This window comes from Psychrobacter glacincola (genome assembly GCF_904846215.1).
Taxonomy (GTDB): domain Bacteria; phylum Pseudomonadota; class Gammaproteobacteria; order Pseudomonadales; family Moraxellaceae; genus Psychrobacter; species Psychrobacter glacincola.
In genome coordinates this window covers 150,029-171,894 of sequence record NZ_CAJGZK010000004.1, presented here as the reverse complement: position 1 = coordinate 171,894, position 21,866 = coordinate 150,029, and the positions used below count along the sequence as shown (strand labels likewise).

Below are 21,866 nucleotides of genomic sequence, written 5' to 3'. Positions count from 1 at the left end.
CTCAAAGTCACGCTAGAATATGGTTATTTATTGACATGAACGTCTAACGGTACAACTATGACTCAAAGTGCTAAAACAATTACCCCATCCGCCTCTGATGGTGTGGTTCATCGCAATCAGCAGGATATTCGTGCCCAAAACCAAGCGGTGATTTTGACCGCCGCTGAAGAAGAGTTTGTGCTACAAAGCTATCGCGGTGCCACGATGCAGGGTATCGCCGATCGGGCAGGGCTACCAAAAGCCAATGTACATTACTACTTTAAGAATAAGAAAAATCTGTACAAAATGGTTTTGCGCGCCATCATTCAAGAGTGGAATGAGGGCTTGGTGACGATGACAGTAGATAGTGACCCTAAAATCGTCATCGAAAAGTTCGTCCGTACCAAACTGCATCAAGCGTTTGCTAACCCAAACCGCCATAAGCTATTTGCGTTAGAGGTCATCGGCGGTGCGCCGCATTTGCATGATTTTATGTCGACGGCGATGAAAGACTGGGCACTGGATAAAACACAGGTTATGAAGACATGGCATGAGCAAGGCAAAATCGCCATTGCTGACCCCTTACAGTTATTGATTTTGATATGGGCAACCACGCAGCGCTATGCAGAGTTTGAAACAGAAATCGTCGGTTTGATGCAAAAGAGCGCGTACGATGAGACGGACGAGGCACGTGCCGCTGACTTCTTGATACCTTTTATACTAAGGGGTTGCGGACTCGAGTAGTGGTGGATTTGAATCACTGCTATAGTCAAAATACTCTAAAAACGCTACGGTACTGCGGGTACAATTTTTTGCAGCCTCTGTCTGCATGGGCTCAGCAAGCAAGAAAAATTGATACCAGCAGTACATCATGTGTCGATATTGCTTTTCACTGGCTATATCACTCAATTGCTTGACGCATAAAGGATTGCTTTAATGAGAGCGCTTACCAATCGGCGCTTTATCATTAAGGCAATCCTTTTCTTTTGTCACTCAGCAAAGTCTTTTATATTTTCTGAGACAATCATTCACTGTTAAGCGGCTTCACGAGCAGGCTTTACGTCATCTTCAGTATGTTGGTCAGCCGTATCATACTCGATACCATAATTCTTCGGCAAAATCGTATCGAGCGTAATCGCGATGATACCTGACATCGTAATTGCTGAGCCAAAGATATTACGGAACATCTGTGGCATTTGGGCGAACACGTCAGGAACAAAAGCAACGCCTAAGCCAAGACCTAATGAAGTAGCAATAATTAATATATTACGATGAGTAAAATTAACCGTTGATAAAATACGAATACCAGCGGTCGCTACGGTAGCAAACATCAGCAATGTCACGCCACCAACCACCGGTTTTGGCAGCTGAGTAAAGATAGCACCTAATATAGGGAATAAACCCATAAAGAACAAAATACCACCGACATAGAAGCCAACATAGCGACTAGCGATACCCGTCATCTGAATAACGCCGTTATTCTGGCTAAAAGTAGTGACTGGGAAGCTGTTAAATATACCAGCAATGGCAGAATTGACACCATCAGCTAATACCCCACCTTTAATACGTTTCTCATATAATGGACCTTTGATAGGCTCGCCTGAGATCATTGAAGTTGCGGTCAAGTCACCGGCAGTCTCGATACTGGTAATAATATACATAAAGGCAATCGGTATAAATGCTTGCCAGTCAAAACCAAAACCAAACTTAAATGGCACAGGTACCGTTAGTAGCGGCGCTTGCGAGACCAATGAGAAGTCAATGCGACCCATGAAGGCGGCGACAACTAAGCCTAATATTAGACCAATAAAAATAGCGCTTGAACGAATAACTTTATTGGGTACGATACTAATAAGTACGACACCAATTAATACCCCGCCGCCTAGTAGTAAATTCTCGATACTACCAAAATCTTCAGCACCAACACCGCCTGCTAGATCAGTCAGACCAACTTTAGTTAGTGACAAACCGATGGTGACAATGACACAGCCAGTGACGATAGGGCTCATCAAGGATTTAAGTTTAGTGATGAACTGACTCAAAAATATCTCAACAAAGGCTGCTAAAAATGTGACGCCAAAGATAACAGAGAGGATTTCTTCAGGACTACCACCGCGGTTTTTTACTACAAAACCTGCTGCTAACACTGCCGCTAAAAAACCAAAACTGGTGCCTTGCAAAGCCATTAGCCCTGAACCGACAGGACCAAATTTACGGGTTTGAATAAAGGTTGAAACCCCAGATACCATTAGCGCCATGCTGATAAGGTAGGGGATATGCTCACCTAGACCCAAAGCACCGCCGATAATCAATGAGGGGGTAATAACACCAACGAAAGCGGCGAGTACATGCTGTACTGCACCTAAGAATGCTTTCGCAGGAGCAGGACGGTCATGCAGTCCATACAATAAATCGGGATTTCCTTGAGTATGCTCACTCATTTTGGCTTTCTCCTAAAGTGACTTTTAATCCAAGCTCTATAAAAATATTTAGATACGGCATTACATTGATAAATGGGAGACATATGACTGTCTCTATAAGCCTTTATCTCAGCTAACTGTCTACACAATATCTAACATAGAGTCGCACAATCCTTATGCAAATAAACGCAAGCAAATAACAAGTCTTTCTCAGTCTGACTGCTAGTCATATCTCAAAACCTGACTAATTAGTCAACTGTATTAGGGTATATGTAATTGGCAGTATATTGCAATACTTTTTTTCGATATTAAGCGCTTATAAATGATTGTTTAGTCGCTGATAATCGCTTCCTACTTATAGGCGGAAATCATCTAAGGGGTAGTACATGAAGTATATTCATCAGATGTACAGATGCCGACACCAGTATGTAAAGGTAAAAGTATTAAGAGAAAAATTCTCAGATTAATTATTGCCAAATTGTTAATACTTCGTTATTATGCCTGTCGATATTTAAACGATAATAATTATCATTAACATTGTCATTCGTATATGAAGCTTAATAATTATTAAGACATCACGCTTTTTAGAAAGTGGTTTTGGGCAAAGATTGCTGATTAATAGGTTCTTAAACGAGTTTTAAAATTCTAATAGTAGATAAAATGAGGGTGCTATGCGCGAAGTAAAAGTATCAAGATTCTCTGGTCGATTAACCGTACTGTCTATGGGCGTAGCAGCGGTATTAGGTGCGCAAGCAGCGAGTGCCGCTACAGTGACAGACATGCCGAGCAGCACCTTACAAACGATCACCGTGACGGCCAACAGCTCAGTACGTGAAAGCGTGCAAGAGGGCGGCGTTGATGTAGAAGGCTATACCCCAGCTGCGCAGGCAAGCCACTTAAGTGATTTTTTAAATGTGGTACCGGGCGTTACCGTAGGCGGTACGTCAGCGGTCAATCAGCGCATACGTGTGCGCGGACTCGATGATACCAATCTAAAAGTCACCATTGATGGCGCTCGTCAAGAAGGCACGTTGTTTTATCATATGGGCGATGTGACCATTGATTCTGATTTATTAAAACAAGCTGAAGTTTCGGTGGGCAACAATTCTGTCACGCTAGGCAATGATGCGCTAGGTGGTGCAGTAGCTTTTAAAACCGTTGATGCCGCAGATTTGCTGAAGCCGGGTCAAAAAATCGGTGCCAAATTGCACGCAGGCTATGCCAGTAATAATGATGAGTTATTAACGTCAGCAACTGTATTTGCCGCACCAACCGCAAACACCGATTTACTGGCTTATTATGGTCAGCGTAATGCCGATGCTGGTGAAGATGGCGAAGGTCGCTCGATTCAAACTGAAGACAGCAAGGGCGAGAATATCTTATTAAAGGCAGGCGCGTATATTGCCACTGACCATCACCTTGGTGCCAGCTTCAGCCGTACTGAAAACGAAGGTCGTTTCCCATTACGTCCAGATTTCCCCGCAAGCCCAGGCGTTGGTAGTTGGAATGAAATCTTACCGCAAAGGGTCAAACGTGATACTTATGGTCTGGACTACACTTACAATCCAGTTGGTAACTTGGTCAATGTCGATACTAATGTTTATCAAACCGAAACGCAGATTTCACGCGATACCGACTATACAACAAATCCGGGTTATAACTGGGAAGCGGGCGTAAAAACCACTGGCGCAAAAATTCAAAATACCAGTGTTATTGATACCAATGTTGGCACCCATAAACTAATCGCTGGTGTTGAGCATTACAAAAAAGAATCTGAGCTAGAGCGTGACTTTGTTAAAAAAGGCACCGATGAAGCCAAGAATACCTCTATTTATCTAGAAGATCAGTGGAAAAATGGCAAATTAACCTTAACGCCGGGCGTACGCTACGACCGTTATGAGTCGCCTGAATTTGTTGCTGGTGGCAAAACTTATGACAATGTGGTCGGTGCCCTTGCTGGCAGTTATGAAATTGCCCCAATGACCCAAGTTTTTGCTAGCTATACGCAATTATTTAATGGCCCTGATTTGAGCCAAGCGATTTTTAACTCAGACGGCGACAAAACCTACGTCAATAGTGACTTAAAAGCAGAAGAAGGATCAAATGCCGAGATTGGTATCGTAAAAACATTGCGCGACTTGACGGTAGCGGGCGATGCGCTACAACTGAGTGGCAAATATTTTGAAACTGATATCGAAAACTTTATTGAATTTGTCCGTTCTGGTGATAAAAGACCAGGTTTAGACTGTACTACTGGACAGCAAGGAACAACAAGTTCACCAAAGCCTTGCCAAGGCGCGGTCAATAAAGAGGAAGATTATAAAATTAAGGGGGTTGAGCTCGCTGCTGACTATAAAATGGAAAATTTTAGCATGGGTCTAAGCTATGCCCATGCACGTAGTAAAGGCGATAAAACGGGCTATAGTATCCCATCGATAACGGGTGGCAGCGCCGACTCAGGCGATAAATATATGGTGAATTTGGCATACGAGCCGACAGATACTACTGAGCTTGGCTGGCGTAGTACTTATGTTGCAGCCATCACGCCCAAAACCGAATCTGCCCAGCCTGAAAAGTCCAACTATGACGTCCATGATATTTTTATGAGCTATATGCCAAAACAAGTCGATGGTCTAAAAGCCACGGTAGGTGTTTACAATATCCTTGATGAAACCTATGCCAGCCATGCGTCACGCTCACTTGATGCGCGTCCGGATGGGGGCTTGCGCACCGACTTTGAACCCGGTCGCAATATCAAAGCCTCTTTAAGCTATCAATTCTAAATCCCTACTGATTGACGAGTAACAGGTTGATGAATAAAAAAAGCCAGCTATCTGTAGATGAGAGCTGGCTTTTTATGGCACAGGCTTCACAAGTTATTCTCAATCGTGCCTAATTTTTATTACAACTATTTATCTATATTAATAAAGAATAATAACCAATGACCTCATTCAACCCGCGCCAAACTTGCTTATGGATTCACCGTTATACTGGGCTTGTGATGGCCGCTTTTTTATTTATGGCTGGCATGACTGGCGCGCTATTGGCATTTCACGATGAGCTGGACGCATTATTTAATCAGCGTTTGGTGGTTGTTGAGCAAGCGCAGACCCCGCCATTGTCTATCGCTACCCTTCATGAAAAAGTGAGTAGCCGCTATCTAGAATATGGCTTTTCAACCATGCCTGTGGCAAGCGAGCCTAACCGTGCTGTCGTCTTTGCTGTCGATAAATATAAAGGCGATATAAAGGTAGAACCTGAGCCCTTATTCCAAGAGGTTTATATCAATCCCTATACTGCGGATATCATTGGAGTGCGTGATAAAGACGAGTGGGCATGGCGCAATACCATGTGGAAGGTGTTCTGGCTGCATCGTGAGCTGTTATTGGGCGATATTGGCAAGTTGGTATTGGGTATTATTGCGTTGGTCTGGACGATTAATTGTTTTATTGGCTTTTATCTGACCTTGCCACGTGCCGTCAAAAAGAATCATACGCCGCGCCAAGACCTTGCTAAAAAACGTGCTTCTCTATTAAAACGCTGGCTACCGGCGTGGAAAATTCGCCGCGATACTAATGCCTTTAAGCTGAATTATGACGTGCATCATGCGTTTGGTTTATGGTTGTGGCTGATGCTGTTTGTGATTGCTTGGTCGAGTGTCGGTTTTAATTTGCAGCAAGTGTATAGGCCTGTGATGCAAGCGGTGGTCGGACTTGACGGCAACAAAGGGAAAGAAGGTAAATCAAATAAAGCAGATAAACCTAGCGAGCAGGTTAAGCCAGTTAGGAATGCAACTGCTAATGCTGTTAATAAAGCCAATAGTATCGATTATTTAAGCAAGCAAGCGAATATTGCCGCGCAAAAAAATGGCTTAACCATACAGCAATTATTAGGTATGCGCTGGGTTGAAGACGATCAGCAATGGCAGATGCGCTTTAAAACCAATCAAGACATCGGCAAAAAAAGTGGCGCGTCTTCAATTACAGTCAATGCAAGAGATGGCAGCGTTGAGAAAGTGAATTTTGCTTATCAAAACGCCTCATTTGGTCATAAGGTTGATCAGTGGTTATCCACCTTACATATGGGACATATCAGCCATGGCGCAGGTCATCTGGCATATCAAATATTCTTGGCATTGATTGGAGTAGCCGTTGCCGTCTTGTCTGGTACTGGGGTGTATTTATGGTGGAAAGGTCGGCAGCAACGCTTAAAGTCTTTGCAAAAGCTGAGATAATATTGAGAGTAGAACGTCATCTATAGTCAGTGAAAAGTAATATCGACACATTATGTACTGCGGGTATCAATTTTTCTTGCTTGCTGTTCGCAGACGTAACAGAGGCTGCAAAAAATTTGTAGCCAATAGCACTGTATCGTTTTTGAAATAAACTGGGTTATAATAAACCCATATAATGACCTAGATCTAAATTAAAAAATTAACGAATACTACCGAAATATTAGACATTTACTATTGATAATAGTTATCGTTTGCATTATTATCACCACTATTCTATGACGGTTAAATGTTAGAGTATTATGAGTTCAACGGATTTAGATGCGCCACCACTTACATCAATACTGATAGCTATATTAGTAGTGATAGGCATTCATATACTCACGGCAGTGGCACTGGTGGCAATGAAACCGTCTACACCCAAAGTCGCGCCGCCAAAACAGACGCCACCTATAAAGATAGAGATGGTGTCATTAGCTACTGCGTTACCTAAAGAGAACGTTAAGGTTGCCAAAGCTGTTGAAAAAGAAGCCACTGAAATTGTGATAGAGAAAAAGGCATCAGTGCCAAAACCTCAAACTATAGCAAAACCAAAACCGTTCGCAGAGACCGCAAAACAACCAGTGGTACCGGATAAGAAGCTTGATATTGAACCGATAGTTAAAAAAGAAAAGACACCATCTATTACTCAACAAAAGCCGCCAAAAAAACAGATTCAGCAAGAAGAGCCGCATCCCACTATTGATAAAGCCCTATCTGAGCCGCGTGTTAATAACCAAAAAGTTAATAATCAGCAAGCTGAACTACGTCGACTCGTAGCAGCGCAAGCGGAAAAAGCGGCGCAAGAAGCACAGATGCAACAGGCGCAGGCTCAAGAGGCACAAAGAGTAGCAAATGCCAAAGCCGCTCGAGATGCACAAGCTAAAGCGAATGCCGAAGCGGCAAATGACGCAGCTCAAAAAGCAGCAGTAAGAGCGGCTCAGCAAGCAGAAAAGCCCATCCAAGCAGCCGCTGCTGCAAGTAATGAGCCTGTCAACTTTACCGCCAGCTCGGCAAACTGGGTATCAGCTCCGAATTTCAGTTTCCCTGAGCGTGTCGCACGACAAGCGAATTCAGGTGATACGCTCAACGTAGTGTTGGTACTGAGAGTTAACAAACAGGGGGGCATTGATAGCGTGCGTATCGCTCAATCTTCTGGAAATGCGGCCTTAGATAAAGACGCGACTCGACAAGTCCGTTCTGGTAAATTTAAACCCTTTATAAAAAACGGTGTTCCAGTTATTGGTAATGTCACGTTACCTGTTACTTATATCGTGCCATAAAGAAGCTGCTACTATACGCTGCAAGATATCAGCTTTACCCTCATATCAAGACTACGATCGACATACCTAACAAATTGGCACGTCATGCAATAACATAAGGAGTCTGACATGGACTTTACAACTTACTGGCAATATAGCGATACAGTGACCAGAGCCTTGTTTTTTTTACTGCTCTTTTTGTCTATCGTCTCTTGGGTCACGGGCATCATTCGTGTGCTACAAAGCCGAAAATTGGTGACGACTGTTGCCGATGATTTGAGCCAGCAGATACAGGAAAAGCGCTCGGATTTAAGCGTGGCAGATGCGGCGACGCGGCGTTTGATTACTGAGCAAACCTTGCTAAAGCACATTGGTCGTTACCGTTTTGCTAGCGAGCGTGGCTTACCTATCCTTGGTACGACGGCCGCGATTGCGCCCTTTATTGGTCTGTTTGGGACGGTATGGGGGATTTTTCATGCCCTACGGAATATTGGTATGAGCGGACAAGCGGGACTTGGGCAGGTAGCAGGACCGGTAGGTGAGGCGCTTATCATGACCGGTTTAGGGATAGCCGTGGCGATTCCAGCGGTGGTGTTCTATAATCTTGCCGTACGTATTAATCGTAGCGTCATGTACCATGCCAACGATCGCGCCCATGATTTACTGGCGCAATCTGCTAAGCCAGCAGCCATACAGCAGCCATCAATAAGTAATGAATCTACCGTGACTCAAACTCAGTTGATAAAAGCCATTCACGCAGAGACACAAGTCACTCAACAAACAGAACCTTATCATAAATCAGCGTCATCACAGCCTTAACTGCTATTTATTGATAGGTTTGTCAGTTAAGAGAAAGTAGAGCGACAGATAAGCTAGAAAGCAATAGCTGCAATGATTATAAAAAATATATTGAGAACATTATGGCGTTTCAATTGGGTGACGATGATAGTCAGAGCATGAATGAGATGAACCTCATTCCGCTGATCGATATCATGCTGGTATTGATGATTATATTTTTGTTGACGGCGAGCGTACTGAATCCAGCGGTGCCATTGGATTTGCCAAAGACCAGTGCGACGCTAAATGAAATTCCGCCAGAGGCGATTCAGATCAGTATTGATAAAGATGCCGGTATATTTTGGGACAGTGACCCCGTTAGTATGGAAGAGTTAGAAGTGCGCTTGCAGCAGCAAAGCGCCTCTGGCAAAGACCCTTCCGTCCAGCTACGTGCGGATAAAGACAGTAAATATGATACGGTTGCGCAAGTGTTGGCGGCCGCCAGTCAAGCAGGATTGACTAAAATAGCTTTTGTGAATGAATAAACTCTCATACGAATAAGCCAACTATAGTAGCAAGCTACCTATATAAATTAACGCCGCTATCAGCAAAAATATTGCCAAGACAATAAGAAAAATAAATGAAATAATAAATTTTCTCTCCGGCCTCGCATGGGTAACTTTGTGAGGCTTCCTTTATTCTATTATGCTCTTTTAAAATAAAGCCATCGATATACATGGTTGATACACTGTATATCGATGGTTGATCCGCTTTCAAAAGAGCACAGCCCTGCTGGGGTTAATTATTCGCAGCCTCTGTCGGCTAGCTACAGCAAGCAATAAAAATTAACCCAAGCAGGGCTTTATATAGAATCTCTACCATCCATAGCCAAATGGACGGTAGCCGAAGCCACCATAGCCGAAGCGTCTAGGACCATAACCAAATGGATAGGGCGAACGCAAGTAATCAAGGTCGCGCTGGCGGATATAGTAGTAGCTTCCTTGTGCATAAGCTTCCTCTAACTTTTCGATACCCTCAAGTGGACAGACGGGCTGCCAGTCATAACCCTCGCGCCCACGCTTATAAGCATTCAGCTCGGTACAGTAGTTTTTAAGCCCCAGCTGGCGACCTTGCTCCCACTGGATACGGTTTGGCATAGTACCGTCAACGCTTGCACAGCGGTTGGTATAATGGCCAAAATAATCCCCTGAGCGTCCATTGATGCCGTCAGCATAGCCCACTTCTTGCCAGTTGCTGCTTTGACACTGCTGCGGCGTTAGGCTTTGGGTGGTGGCACAGCCCGCCAAGGTAAGTAAGGCGATGCCCATCAGGGTGACAACGCTAGACTTACTCATGATTGGAGTGCCCGATTTTTGAATAAAATTAGCACTCGATGAGTTTCGCTCAATAAGATTATTCATAATAAACCTGCGCGCGTTTAAAATTATGGTTTATCATAGCACCTCTTATAGGCTCGACTTTTTGTATCTTGTTATCGCATCACTTGTTTATGCTATTAAGTATTTGATATAGCATTATAAATAGTAGTTTCTTTTACAGAAGATGCGATTGTTCATCAAGCATTTATCAATAAAGTAGCTATTAATAAATGCTTAGCAAATTATTCATAAACGATTGATGAAAGTTCAATAAGCTACCAATACCTGATTAATTAATTGGCTAAGCTTGATTTTTGGTAGTTCGTGCGCATTATAAGTAGCTGTATATTAAGTACTCATAATACTAAGTAATCATAATACTAAGTACTCATAACGTTAAGCACTCATATAAAGGTCGATCCTATAAAAAATAGCGGCTTTTATGTACGCCTGGCACCGTTTTATTTTAGCAAAAAGGTCAGATTGTCATGGGAATGTGGATTGCGATCGCCATTGTACTATTCGTATTAGGGAGTATGATGGCGCTCAAACCTAACGGTATTGATCAGCGTTTGGATAAGCTGCGCATGACTGCGCGCCGCTTACAGCTCAATCCAAAGCTCATTGGTTGCCCTGACTGGATAAAGGGTAAAGACAACGAATATGGTCGCGGCATGATGGGACAATATTGCTTAGTGCTAGATGATACGCAGCTGCCATATACACGCTATCAAGTGATTGATGGACAATGGCGCCCAGATAGCAATTTTGTCGATATCACTACAGATGATAATAAGCTTATCGTGCCAACGGCCATTCGGCCTAGTCAAAGCCATGCTCATACGACGGTTAAGAAGACCGATTTTAGTTTGGATAAGGTAGCACTAGATTTGCCAGTCAGTATCGAGCCCCATGTAAAGGGCTTATTGACGAAGGCGAATAGCATTGTGATTTATTGGGAAGATATCGCCTATGTGCGCCCTGCGACCAATCCTACCTATCAGCAAAAATTGATTGAGAGCGATTTGCTGGTACTTAAAGAAAAGCTTGAAGAGTGGGCGCTACAGATGCAAAAGACCCTATAAAAATCGGTGCAAGGTAGCAAATTGTTTTTTCGTCTCCATAAACGGATGATATGCAAGTGCTTTTGACAGACGCTTAGTCATTTTCAGTTGACAGTTTAAGCCTTAGCAGTGTAACGTCTTTATAACTGAAACCTTTCGTTATGGTTATCGTTTGTTTTATAACCAATTTTACTAGCAGCTATTACTACAATAATTTGCCACGCTCTTATAATCAAACCTATAAAGGGCACGCTGCTAGACGATTTTTATTTTAATTTACTTATTATGGTGTCGTCACCTATGACAAAACCCACAACTAAAAAAAGCGCAGCCCCCGCTGCTGACAAACCCAAAGGCAGCCCAAAAGCCAGTCCAAAGGGCAAATCTTTGGTGATTGTAGAATCACCTGCTAAAGCAAAAACCATCAACAAATACTTGGGTGATGATTTTATCGTGCGCTCAAGTATCGGTCATATCCGAGACTTGCCAGTTGGTGCAAGCAAAAGCGCAAAGAAACCAGCAACGACCAAAAAAGATGATAGCCTGACCAAAGAAGAAAAGACCCAGCAAGCATTGGTACGGCGCATGGGTGTTGATCCTGAGCATGATTGGGCGGCAGTTTATGAAGTCTTGCCCAATAAAACCAAGGTTATCAAAGAGCTAAAAGCCTTAGCCAAAGACGCTGACAAAATCTATCTCGCAACGGATATGGATAGAGAAGGGGAAGCGATTGCTTGGCATCTCAAAGAAGTGATCGGCGGCGCTGACAGCAAGTATGAGCGTGTGGTCTTTAACGAGATTACTAAGTCCGCCATTCAAAGTGCCTTTAAACAACCCTCAAAACTCGATATCGATCGCGTTAATGCCCAGCAAGCAAGGCGCTTTTTAGACCGTGTGGTTGGCTTTATGGTGTCGCCGCTGCTTTGGCAAAAAGTGGCTCGCGGACTATCGGCTGGACGTGTGCAGTCAGTTGCCATGCGTTTAGTCGTTGAGCGTGAACATGAAATTCGCGCCTTTATTCCAGAAGAATACTGGCAGATTCATGCCGATACCCATATTGCTGATAGCGAAGCCAAAAAAGCGGTAGACGCTGAGCAAATGGCGATTCGTTTAGAAGCCACCAAACAAGGCGGAAAAACGCTAAAGCTAGTTAATAAAGAGCAGACGGATAAAGTTCTAGAAGTTCTTAATTCAAACGACTTTATTGTTAAAGAACGCGAAGAAAAGCCAACACAGTCACGTCCAAGCGCGCCATTTATTACCTCGACCTTGCAACAAGCGGCAAGCACTCGATTGGGATTTTCAGTTAAAAAAACCATGATTTTGGCGCAGCGTCTTTATGAAGCGGGTCATATCACGTATATGCGTACCGACTCGACCTTTTTATCAGGCGACGCGCTCGCTGCTGTACGTGGCTATATCGAAGACAGCTATGGTGCGAAGTACGTACCAGAAAAGCCAACTTTTTATGGTAATAAACAAGGCGCACAAGAGGCGCATGAAGCTATTCGTCCGTCTAACGTCAATATGAAATCAACTCAGCTTAAAGCTGTTGAGCGTGATGCGATACGTCTGTATGAGCTGATTTGGCGTCAGTTTGTCGCCTGTCAGATGCTACCAGCAAAATATTTGTCAGTAAATTTATTCGTGGCTGCAGATGATGTCGAGCTAAAAGCCCGTGGTCGTACGCTAGTATTTGATGGCTATACCAAAGTCATGCCACCCGCCAAGACCGACGATACCTTATTACCGGATGTCAAAAAAGGCGATAAATTAGTAGTAGATAAGCTTGATCCCAGTCAGCATTTTACTAAGCCACCACCGCGTTTTACTGAGGCAAGCTTGGTCAAAGAGCTTGAGAAAAAAGGCATCGGTCGTCCGTCTACCTATGCTTCTATCATCTCGACCATTCAAGATCGTGGTTATGTGAAGCTTGAAAACAAACGTTTATTTGCTGAGAAAATGGGTGATATCGTCACCGACAGATTGACGGCAAGTTTCCCGGATTTAATGGATTATACCTTTACTGCCGCGTTAGAGGACAAGCTTGACCATGTGGCAGAAGGCGATACCGACTGGAAAGATGTCCTCGATAATTTCTATGGGGATTTTAAGACGACCCTTGATCGTGCTAAAGAAAAAGATGGCATGCGTCCGAATGATCCGACCGATGTACCAGATGTCCATTGTGATATTTGTGGTCGTCCAATGCAGCTGCGTACTGGCTCAACGGGTGTCTTCTTAGGTTGTACAGGCTACAACTTACCGCCGAAAGAGCGCTGTAAAGGCACCAAGAACTTAATGCCAGTCGAAGCTTTTGCCAATCTTGATGAAAGCGATGCCGCTGATGAAGCGGCAGAAGTCCGAGATTTGATGGAGAAAAAGCGTTGTCCGAAATGCGGCACGGCAATGAATGGTTATATCGTCGATGGCGGTCTGAAGCTGCATGTGTGTGGTAACAATCCTGATTGTGATGGTTATATTTTAGAAGAGGGTAAGTTCGAAGTACCTGGTTCTGATTCGCCAACCATTGATTGTAATAAGTGCGATGGGCAGATGGAGCTAAAGACCGGACGCTTTGGTCCTTACTTTGCTTGTCAGCAATGCGATAACACGCGTAAAGTGCTCAAAACGGGCGAAGCAGCACCGCCGCGTATGGATCCTATTCATCTGCCGGAGCTAAAATCTGTTAAGCATGAGGATTATTTTATCTTACGTGAAGGGGCAGCTGGTATGTTCTTAGCAGCATCCAAGTTTCCAAAAGTGCGCGAAACACGTCCACCAAAACTTGCTGAGCTGCGAGAGATTAAAGATAAGATGGAAGACAAGTTCCAGTATCTGTTTGAAGGACCAGATGAGGATCCAGATGGTAATCCGACGATTCTGCGCTGGTCACGTAAGAAAAAAGAGCAGTATATTGGCTCTGAGAAAAACGGCAAGGCCACACGTTGGGGCGTTTACTGGCGTAAAGGCGAATGGGTAGAGGAGTAAGTCTCTTTTACCTTTAAGCCGTAAATAGTATTAAGTCAATAAAAAACCTCCCAGATTATCTAGGAGGTTTTTTTATGGCTTAAAATCGAAGCTGTAATTATGGATTATGGATTATGGATTATCTTTTTTCGATGATACCACAAGCGACGCGATCACCTGCGTTACCCGCTGGCTGACTGGTGTAATCATCAACACCGTTATGCACGATAAAGGCTAGACGATTGACGCTGTATTTACCGGCATCAGCGGCAGAGATTTTCTTATTGACATAGTTTATAGTGGCGATGCCATCCGCATTAGCCGTCAGATTAGGTAAATCGCCTGCATGACCATTCATATCGTCAGGATTAGAGTGTGGTTTGTTATCTGGATTAAAATGTCCACCGGCTGCTTTACCCATATTGCCACAGCTGCCTGTTTCATGGATGTGTAGCGACACGGTCTGACCCGGCTGCAAGTTCATCAGCTTACCGTATACTTGTACACCGCCATCAACGGGACGCAAAAACATTTGACCGACTTCGTTTTTATCACCAGTAACAGCATGAATGGTCGACTTCAAAACAGGTTGGTTTAAAGGATTCCCTGTTTGCATCTGACCTTCTACCGTTTGCGTTTGGCAGCCCGTCATTGCTAAAGCAGAACCACATACCAGTGCACTTACAAGCATTGTCTTATTCATTATTATCTCCATTTATATTTAATCGTTATGATAAATTTCTATAATTTTAGTTAAAATATTCAAATATTACTTAATACCGTAATCAGTATAGCCAAGGATTTGATATAACTATTCATCAAATGCGCAACAATCGGTTAATAAATGTAAGTTACTGATGGCGTCGAAATTTATTTACGGTGTTTTCTTGGCTTCGTTTTGCCACACTAAAGTCTCGCCTGATGCCATCGTTTGCAATAGGTTGTAGCTTGGGAAATCAGTTTGGTTTTTTGATGAGGTCGATACTTGTTCTGGAGGTTGCAAGCTTAGAGTTAGCTTACTGCTGCTATCTTGCATTAACTTAAATAGAGCCGTCTCAATGCGATTGCCTGTTTCGCCGCAGCCCATTACTGTACTGATTATGACACCAACGTTTAAGATATTATCATTGAGTAAAAAATAAGGCGCGCGCGAGCTATTACAGCCTGAGCTAAAGGAGGCGTACTGATTGTCAGACCAACTCTCAAAGCTCGCTGAAATAGGATGGTCAGGATGATAAAAGTTGCCTAAAGATTTTCTAGTGAATTGACCTTTTTCATGACGAGTATTACTGACGGCGCTGACCAGTTGCCAATCGTATTGTTCCAATAAATTGTTAGTAATGGGCAATCCAGTGGGAGCGACTAGTGGCTTGGTTAAACCGGTAAAAATGAAGCGATTGCCATTTTCGATATTAAGCGCCAAGCGTTTAGGGGGAGATTGTGTATCCATTGATACTGTCTCTGATGTTGGATTTGAAGTTGGTAATAACTCAAAATTAAGTTTGACAGCGATGTGCTTGGGAAATAACGATTGAATGCTTTTATCCTCTTTAATCTCAGTATCATTATCAGGCTCATCGTTACAAGTAGATGGAACTTTGGCAAAGTGAGAATAATAGGGATAAGGTGGGGCTGACATCGAATGAAAATCCATCCTATAATGCTCACAGCCTTGATAAAAGCTGATGGAACTGGGTGCTACTTGTAAGGTAATAGGCGTAAAGTTTGCGATATCGACGATATTACCGTTTTGATTGATCACTTGTGCTAATTGCCAGTCATAATGAGCTGACCATTGCATAACTTGTGATTCTGGTATTAGCAGCTTATCAATAGGTTTCGATTTATCATCAATAGTAGGGGTGCTGATAGTATTGATCTGCTGCGGATTTAAAGCAGAAGTAGACTGACAGCCTACTAAGGGAAACGAGATAGCGAACAATAAGGATAAAGTTAAGCGGTTTAAAATCAGGCGGTTTAAAGTCATGATTGTTACCAAATAAACATTTGTCTAAAATATAGCATGGGATTTTAAGAAGATTGTTGTTTATTATTACCAAAAAAAGCCGCCTACATTACTGTAAGCGGCTTTTTAATTGCTAGGGTTAAATTAACAAGACTAAATTACTGAAGGTTCAATTAATTATGCAGTGCTTTGCCTTTGGTTTTATCGACCGTTACCTTTGCAGGTTTAATCGGTGTTGGCATACTGACCAAGGCCACTTTTAATATCTCGTCAATCGTAGCCACTGGCTGAATGGTTAAGCCTTCTTTGACGTTATCAGGGATATCCGCCAAGTCACGCTCGTTGGTATCTGGAATCAAGACATACTTGATACCACCGCGATGCGCTGCGAGTAGCTTCTCTTTAAGACCACCGATACGTAGGATTTTACCACGCAGGGTAATCTCACCTGTCATGGCAATATCTGGACGAATGGCGATACCAGTTAAGGCAGATACCAGCGCTGTGGTCAGTGCACCACCAGCAGATGGGCCATCTTTTGGTGTCGCGCCTTCTGGCATATGGACGTGGACGTCAGTCGTTTTAAAGGTTTCGTAGTCAATCCCTAAGCTGTCACCGCGAGCACGTACCACACTCATCGCTGCACGAATCGACTCTTTCATCACATCGCCGAGTGAGCCGGTAAAGATAAGCTCGCCTTTGCCTTTCATGGCGACGGCTTCGATAGTGAGTAGCTCGCCACCGACTTGTGTCCAAGCAAGACCAGTAATACGACCAATCTCAGGCTCTTCTTCAGCCAGACCATAATCATATTGATGGACACCTAGATAGTCATCGATGTTTTTGTCATCGACCACGACCAGTTGACGCTCTGCTTTTTTCGGAGCGCGGGCACCATGCGTTTCGACCGAACCGCGAACGACTTTGCGGCAAATTTTATTCACTTCACGCTCAAGATTACGCACACCGGCTTCACGCGTATAGCTACGCACGATGCTATGCAATGCCGCTTCAACAATTTCAATCTCGCCTTCTTTAAGACCGTTATTTTTAATGGCTTTTGGCACGAGGTACTTCTGCGCGATATTCACTTTTTCTGCTTCGGTATAACCCGGTAGACGAATCACTTCCATGCGGTCAAGTAGCGCAGCTGGAATATCCATACTGTTGGCCGTACAGATAAACATCACTTGCGATAAGTCCAAGTCCATATCTAAATAATGGTCATTAAAAGTATCGTTCTGTGAGGGATCTAATACTTCAAGTAACGCTGACGCTGGATCACCGCGGAAATCTTGTGCCATCTTATCGATTTCATCCAATAAGAATAGCGGGTTTTTGACTTCAACTTTGGCTAGTGACTGAACGATTTTACCTGGCATCGCGCCGATATACGTACGGCGATGACCCCGAATCTCCGCTTCATCACGTACGCCGCCAAGCGCCATACGTACAAACTTGCGACCCGTTGCACGAGCGATTGACTCACCCAATGAGGTTTTACCAACACCCGGAGGACCAACTAAGCAAAGAATAGGACCACGAAGTTTTTTCACGCGAGACTGCACGGCGAGGTATTCTAAGATGCGGTCTTTTACATCTTGCAAGCCATAATGGTCTTCGTCTAAGACGGTTTTAGCTTTGTCTAAATTGATAGAAACTTTGGTCGTCGCATTCCACGGCGTGTCCAAAATCCATTCAATATAGTTGCGAACGACTGAAGATTCACTCGATGCGGGCGGCATCATTTTGAGCTTTTTCATCTCTTGCTCAGCTTTTTTGCGCACATCTTCTGGCAAATCGGCTTCATCAAGACGTTGTTCAAGCTCAGCCACGTCGTCTTCACCATCGAACGCACCGTCATTCATATCTGACAGCTCATTCTTAATGGCTTTCATCTTCTCGTTTAAGAAGTATTCGCGCTGATTGTCTTCCATTTGCTGACGGACAGCTTCTTGGATATCTTGTTCGATGTTTTGCTCAGCACTTTGCTTAACGAGATATTCAGTCAAAGTGTTGATATGGGTTTTGATATCATTTTGCTCTAAAAATGACTGTTTGATATCAAGATCCATCGACACACGAGTTGAGATAAAGTAGACCAGCTCAAGCAAATCGTCGATACGCTTTGCCACGCGCGTTAGCTCACGCGCATTGCGCAGACGTGCATCGGCATAGCTTTCAAACAGCGTGGTCAAAGCTTGTATGGTGTTTTTCTGTTGGCTCTCATCCATGCTGACATCAAGGTCTGCACGCTCAAAGCTTGCCATCAATAAGTCATCATGACTCTCTATCGAATCAACACGAGCGCGATATTGACCTTCGATTAATACTTTGATGCAGTTTTCATCACTATCATGTGGCATGGTGCTGACGATGCGGCACACCGTACCATATTGATATAAGTTATCGTGATCAATGTCTTCGGTGAGCGAGTCTTTTTGCGCCACAACCAAAACTTTATTGCCGTACTCAGCTTGCGCCAATTCAACTGCTTTGACCGATGGCGCGCGACCGACAAACAAGGCAATCTGCATATGTGGATAGACGACAACATCGCGCAGTGCCAATAACGGCAGATAGTCTTCAACAGCATCTTCTTGACTATCTTTAGCGGAGCCATCTTCTTGAGCATTATCAGACGCTGACTCGTTTTCTACCGAATTGTCAGACGAGGTTTTTAGCTCGTTTTCTAGCTCACTCTGTTGCTCATTGGCATCAGCAACGTTAGGTGATACGTCGACATCGATGTCGATATTGTCTTTATCAATTTTATGTACACTCATATATTCTTCCTCGTTCACCAGACTTGTAAAGTCAAGTTAGTGGTTCATGTTTAGATAAATGGTGCTGCTATATAAAATTGCAAGGCTCTATCATTAACAGTAGAGAGAATATTGCGCCTTTATTTGTCTTTTCTCTTATGTCTGTTAAGCTCTGCGCGTGGGTTTTATGGGTAAAATCAGGTAAAATGGCGCGCGTCTTAACTGCTCGGTCTAAATAATGGCTGTGTGGATTAAAAGACTTGTGCGATATAAGTAAATTGGCAGCACGTCAAAATGGGTCGATAACCAGTTAAAGAACATAGGGCAAGGGGCGAAAATATGACCATCAATGCGGTGCTACTGGCGGTAGTCATCATGCTAGGATTGTCTTTGGCGCGAGTACACGTGGTGCTAAGCCTATTGATCGGTGCGATGGCAGGTGGATTGATCGCAGGACTGGGTGTCACCGATACGTTAGAAGCCTTTCAAGAAGGTATCCGAAACGGCGCGCAAATTGCGTTGTCTTATGCATTGCTGGGTGCGTTTGCAGTGGCAATCGCCCATTCTGGATTGCCACAATCCTTAGCAGGTGCGGTCATCAAACGTATTGATGCCGGTGGTACTAGTGGCATGATTAAATACATGCTGTTTGCAGGCTTGGTCGCTATGAGCTGCTTTAGCCAAAACTTAATCCCGATTCATATTGCCTTTATTCCACTGCTTGTACCGCCGCTATTATTAGCATTTAACCGCATGCATATTGATAGACGCCTGATTGCTTGTTTGATTACCTTTGGACTTGTCACGACTTATATGTTTATTCCTTATGGGTTTGGCGATATTTATCTCAATCAAATCATGCTTAAAAACGTTGGTGAAGCCGGTATTGATATCAGTAACATCTCAGTCACCAAAGCCATGGCAATTCCAGCCTTGGGGATGCTCGTTGGTCTATTGACAGCGGTATTTATCAGTTATCGTAAACCGCGTCATTATGCCCAATTAGCCATTGATAAAGCTGCGCATGATGAAGTGTTAGAAGGTGACGCGCTAAGCAAAACTGCAGCTACTGCGCAGACACAAAGTAAGATGAAGACGCTGGTTGCGATTGCGGCGATTGTCACCGCCTTTGTGGTGCAGCTTTATACCGACTCACTGTTGCTTGGCTCGATGTTTGGCTTTGGCATCTTTATGGCGACAGGCGTCGTTAAGTGGCGTGAAGCGGATACGGTCTTTAATGACGGTATCAAGCTGATGGCGATGATTGGCTTTATTATGATTACCGCGCAAGGGTTTGCTGAAGTCATGAAAGCGACTGAGCAGATTCAGCCATTGGTTGATGGGGCAGCCGCTTTATTTGGCGGTAATAAAGCAATGGCAGCATTTATTATGTTATTGATGGGTTTAATCGTGACCATGGGTATTGGTTCGTCATTCTCGACCATTCCTATTTTGGCGGCGATTTATGTGCCGCTGTGTATTTCGCTAGGCTTTTCGCCCCTCGCGACAGTGGCTATTATCGGTACAGCAGGCGCGCTTGGTGATGCCGGTTCTCCAGCGTCAGATTCAACCCTTGGACCTACTTCTGGTCTTAACGTTGACGGGCAGCATGACCATATCAAAGACAGCGTGGTGCCAACCTTTATCCATTACAATATTCCGTTATTGGTGTTTGGTTGGATATCGGCGATGGTGCTTTAATTAACAATATAAACTTTTAATATCGATATAAAAAAGGCGAGTGATTTCATAATCATTCGCCTTTTTGATTTTTTATAGTCAGGGAAAAGCAGTATCAATACATCAGCTACTGCTGATATTAATTTTTCTTGCTTGCTGTGCCTACGCAGACAGAGGCTAAAAAAATTTATACCAGCAGCACTATAGCGTTTTTGAGATATTTTAACTATATGAGGATGTAATTTATGCTTTCCTTAGTACTACTCATCAAAATCCTCAATCTCACCACTCAAACCATCCAAAAACTCATCACTTTGCGCCAGCAGCTCATTTAAGCGCGACTCATTAATAACTCTTGCCAACTCTACAGCGCTAAAAGTCTGCTCTTGACTATAATACAATATCTCGTAATCCGCTTTTTCTAACTCGTGCAAATGCTGTTCGACATGCTCTGCGCTAGAGTTAGCGCCGATAGATTTTTTATCACTTTTCATCAAAACCACCTCAAGCCACTTGGCGTAATCAAACCATCAAGCGGCACATCCCACGGTTGCCGCGCTAGCTGGTCTACCACTTGAAAGTCATAGCACCAGCCAATTTTTAACGGTTTTTTTACGCCTGCCCGATAATTTTTGCCAAGCGTCGTATCATAAAAGCCGCCACCCATGCCCATACGATTGCCGTTCAAATCGACCGCGACCAATGGACAGATAATGACGTCTAGCTCGCGTGCCCATAGCAATCTGCGATGATGGTTTTGCTTCATGCCTAAGCTATGAATGCGTGTCGGTACATTTAATAATTTACCATGATAAATAGGCACAAAGCGCAATCGTTTATCTTCAAAGCCATTCCTAGTACGATCGAATGAGCCGACCACCGGCAAATACGGCTGATAATTCAGCCGTTGACACCACTCTAATAGTGGCTGAGTAGGCAGCTCGCCAAAGCCATCATAATATAAGCCGATGCGTGCTCGCGATGGTAAAAGCTGCCGTAGCTTGGTTAAATGTAAGCTTGCGTAATTGGCAAGCTGCCTACGTTTGCTTTCATTTAACTGACGACGCTGGCGAGTGAAATGGCGTCTGGGCGGATTGCTAATGGTATCAGCTATTTGCATGTTATTAGTAGCTCGACTGCTCACGGTAGATAACTCAGGTAGCGAATCAGATAATGAAGTAGCAGATTGTTGTTGGCTGGTGCTCTTAGACATCAGTTACCCTCACGGACGTGGAGAAATTTGTGATAAGTCATGCTATCATAACGCCACTTTACAGCGTATTTTTCTTTGTGTGCAGCAGCTGTTGCACTTTTTATGACAAACCATTCATTAC

16 protein-coding genes are annotated in these 21,866 nt (G+C 43.8%); 9 read left to right on the top strand and 7 right to left on the bottom strand.

Annotated features, from left to right (window positions below):
- Positions 1 to 57 precede the first annotated feature (57 nt).
- Entirely contained in the window at positions 58 to 723 is a 666-nt protein-coding gene (locus JMW90_RS04030; protein WP_201561808.1) for a TetR/AcrR family transcriptional regulator, read from the top strand.
- Positions 724 to 1,013: 290 nt separating this feature from the next.
- Here JMW90_RS04030 and JMW90_RS04025 read toward each other — a convergent pair whose 3' ends face one another.
- Positions 1,014 to 2,420 (bottom strand): uracil-xanthine permease family protein, encoded by a 1,407-nt coding sequence (locus JMW90_RS04025; RefSeq protein ID WP_201561807.1) that lies wholly within the window; start codon positions 2,418 to 2,420, stop codon positions 1,014 to 1,016.
- A 650-nt stretch (positions 2,421 to 3,070) separates the two neighbouring features.
- Between JMW90_RS04025 and JMW90_RS04020 the strand changes: the two genes are divergently transcribed.
- The 5 genes from JMW90_RS04020 to JMW90_RS04000 all read left to right on the top strand — a co-directional run bounded on the left by JMW90_RS04020 (position 3,071) and on the right by JMW90_RS04000 (position 9,253).
- The gene (locus JMW90_RS04020; protein WP_201561806.1) at positions 3,071 to 5,182 is read left to right on the top strand and encodes a TonB-dependent receptor domain-containing protein; all 2,112 of its coding nucleotides are present in this window, start codon (positions 3,071 to 3,073) and stop codon (positions 5,180 to 5,182) included.
- 158 nt (positions 5,183 to 5,340) lie between these two features.
- Positions 5,341 to 6,633 (top strand): PepSY-associated TM helix domain-containing protein, encoded by a 1,293-nt coding sequence (locus JMW90_RS04015; protein ID WP_201561805.1) that lies wholly within the window; start codon positions 5,341 to 5,343, stop codon positions 6,631 to 6,633.
- 299 nt (positions 6,634 to 6,932) lie between these two features.
- The gene (locus JMW90_RS04010) at positions 6,933 to 7,952 is read left to right on the top strand and encodes an energy transducer TonB (protein WP_201561804.1); all 1,020 of its coding nucleotides are present in this window, start codon (positions 6,933 to 6,935) and stop codon (positions 7,950 to 7,952) included.
- 108 nt (positions 7,953 to 8,060) lie between these two features.
- Positions 8,061 to 8,750, top strand: coding sequence for a MotA/TolQ/ExbB proton channel family protein (locus JMW90_RS04005; protein WP_201561803.1), 690 nt, complete (start codon positions 8,061 to 8,063; stop codon positions 8,748 to 8,750).
- A gap of 101 nt (positions 8,751 to 8,851) precedes the next feature.
- Positions 8,852 to 9,253, top strand: coding sequence for an ExbD/TolR family protein (locus tag JMW90_RS04000; RefSeq protein WP_201561802.1), 402 nt, complete (start codon positions 8,852 to 8,854; stop codon positions 9,251 to 9,253).
- 330 nt (positions 9,254 to 9,583) lie between these two features.
- Here the strand turns inward: JMW90_RS04000 and JMW90_RS03995 are convergent, their stop codons facing one another.
- Positions 9,584 to 10,129, bottom strand: a complete 546-nt coding sequence (locus JMW90_RS03995; protein WP_227691853.1) for a DUF2799 domain-containing protein — start codon at positions 10,127 to 10,129, stop codon at positions 9,584 to 9,586.
- A gap of 446 nt (positions 10,130 to 10,575) precedes the next feature.
- On the opposite strand from JMW90_RS03995, the gene JMW90_RS03990 reads away from it, so the two are divergent.
- Together JMW90_RS03990 and topA are read left to right on the top strand one after the other, a co-directional pair.
- Entirely contained in the window at positions 10,576 to 11,172 is a 597-nt protein-coding gene (locus tag JMW90_RS03990) for a hypothetical protein (protein WP_201561801.1), read from the top strand.
- Between the two features lie 279 nt (positions 11,173 to 11,451).
- Positions 11,452 to 14,142: a type I DNA topoisomerase gene (topA, locus tag JMW90_RS03985; RefSeq protein WP_227691852.1), complete on the top strand. Its 2,691-nt coding sequence runs from the start codon at positions 11,452 to 11,454 to the stop codon at positions 14,140 to 14,142.
- Positions 14,143 to 14,260: 118 nt separating this feature from the next.
- On the opposite strand, the gene JMW90_RS03980 is transcribed toward topA, so the two are convergent.
- The 3 genes from JMW90_RS03980 to lon all read right to left on the bottom strand — a co-directional run bounded on the left by JMW90_RS03980 (position 14,261) and on the right by lon (position 18,873).
- Positions 14,261 to 14,824, bottom strand: coding sequence for a superoxide dismutase family protein (locus tag JMW90_RS03980; RefSeq protein ID WP_201561800.1), 564 nt, complete (start codon positions 14,822 to 14,824; stop codon positions 14,261 to 14,263).
- Positions 14,825 to 14,995: 171 nt separating this feature from the next.
- Entirely contained in the window at positions 14,996 to 16,108 is a 1,113-nt protein-coding gene (locus JMW90_RS03975; RefSeq protein ID WP_201561799.1) for an META domain-containing protein, read from the bottom strand.
- Between the two features lie 152 nt (positions 16,109 to 16,260).
- Positions 16,261 to 18,873, bottom strand: coding sequence for an endopeptidase La (gene lon / locus JMW90_RS03970; protein WP_227691851.1), 2,613 nt, complete (start codon positions 18,871 to 18,873; stop codon positions 16,261 to 16,263).
- A 318-nt stretch (positions 18,874 to 19,191) separates the two neighbouring features.
- Here lon and JMW90_RS03965 point away from each other — a divergent pair, with 318 nt between their 5' ends.
- Positions 19,192 to 20,553 carry a Na+/H+ antiporter family protein gene (locus JMW90_RS03965; protein WP_201561798.1) on the top strand — a complete coding sequence of 454 codons (1,362 nt, stop codon included), beginning with the start codon at positions 19,192 to 19,194 and terminating at the stop codon, positions 20,551 to 20,553.
- Positions 20,554 to 20,792: 239 nt separating this feature from the next.
- On the opposite strand, the gene JMW90_RS03960 is transcribed toward JMW90_RS03965, so the two are convergent.
- On the bottom strand, positions 20,793 to 21,026 hold the full coding sequence (locus JMW90_RS03960; RefSeq protein WP_201561797.1) for a hypothetical protein: 234 nt from the start codon (positions 21,024 to 21,026) through the stop codon (positions 20,793 to 20,795).
- Positions 21,026 to 21,745, bottom strand: coding sequence for a 5-formyltetrahydrofolate cyclo-ligase (locus JMW90_RS03955; protein ID WP_201561796.1), 720 nt, complete (start codon positions 21,743 to 21,745; stop codon positions 21,026 to 21,028). Before JMW90_RS03955 ends, JMW90_RS03960 begins: the two co-directional genes overlap by 1 nt.
- Between the last annotated feature and the right edge of the window lie 121 nt (positions 21,746 to 21,866).

What these genes read in the sequence shown, in the direction of transcription:
- JMW90_RS04030 (WP_201561808.1), top strand. Translation starts at nt 58, where the DNA reads ATGACTCAAAGTGCTAAAACAATTACCCCATCCGCCTCTGATGGTGTG.
- JMW90_RS04025 (WP_201561807.1), bottom strand. Translation starts at nt 2,420, where the DNA reads ATGAGTGAGCATACTCAAGGAAATCCCGATTTATTGTATGGACTGCAT.
- JMW90_RS04020 (WP_201561806.1), top strand. Translation starts at nt 3,071, where the DNA reads ATGCGCGAAGTAAAAGTATCAAGATTCTCTGGTCGATTAACCGTACTG.
- JMW90_RS04015 (WP_201561805.1), top strand. Translation starts at nt 5,341, where the DNA reads ATGACCTCATTCAACCCGCGCCAAACTTGCTTATGGATTCACCGTTAT.
- JMW90_RS04010 (WP_201561804.1), top strand. Translation starts at nt 6,933, where the DNA reads ATGAGTTCAACGGATTTAGATGCGCCACCACTTACATCAATACTGATA.
- JMW90_RS04005 (WP_201561803.1), top strand. Translation starts at nt 8,061, where the DNA reads ATGGACTTTACAACTTACTGGCAATATAGCGATACAGTGACCAGAGCC.
- JMW90_RS04000 (WP_201561802.1), top strand. Translation starts at nt 8,852, where the DNA reads ATGGCGTTTCAATTGGGTGACGATGATAGTCAGAGCATGAATGAGATG.
- JMW90_RS03995 (WP_227691853.1), bottom strand. Translation starts at nt 10,129, where the DNA reads ATGAATAATCTTATTGAGCGAAACTCATCGAGTGCTAATTTTATTCAA.
- JMW90_RS03990 (WP_201561801.1), top strand. Translation starts at nt 10,576, where the DNA reads ATGGGAATGTGGATTGCGATCGCCATTGTACTATTCGTATTAGGGAGT.
- topA (WP_227691852.1), top strand. Translation starts at nt 11,452, where the DNA reads ATGACAAAACCCACAACTAAAAAAAGCGCAGCCCCCGCTGCTGACAAA.
- JMW90_RS03980 (WP_201561800.1), bottom strand. Translation starts at nt 14,824, where the DNA reads ATGAATAAGACAATGCTTGTAAGTGCACTGGTATGTGGTTCTGCTTTA.
- JMW90_RS03975 (WP_201561799.1), bottom strand. Translation starts at nt 16,108, where the DNA reads ATGACTTTAAACCGCCTGATTTTAAACCGCTTAACTTTATCCTTATTG.
- lon (WP_227691851.1), bottom strand. Translation starts at nt 18,873, where the DNA reads ATGAGTGTACATAAAATTGATAAAGACAATATCGACATCGATGTCGAC.
- JMW90_RS03965 (WP_201561798.1), top strand. Translation starts at nt 19,192, where the DNA reads ATGACCATCAATGCGGTGCTACTGGCGGTAGTCATCATGCTAGGATTG.
- JMW90_RS03960 (WP_201561797.1), bottom strand. Translation starts at nt 21,026, where the DNA reads ATGAAAAGTGATAAAAAATCTATCGGCGCTAACTCTAGCGCAGAGCAT.
- JMW90_RS03955 (WP_201561796.1), bottom strand. Translation starts at nt 21,745, where the DNA reads ATGTCTAAGAGCACCAGCCAACAACAATCTGCTACTTCATTATCTGAT.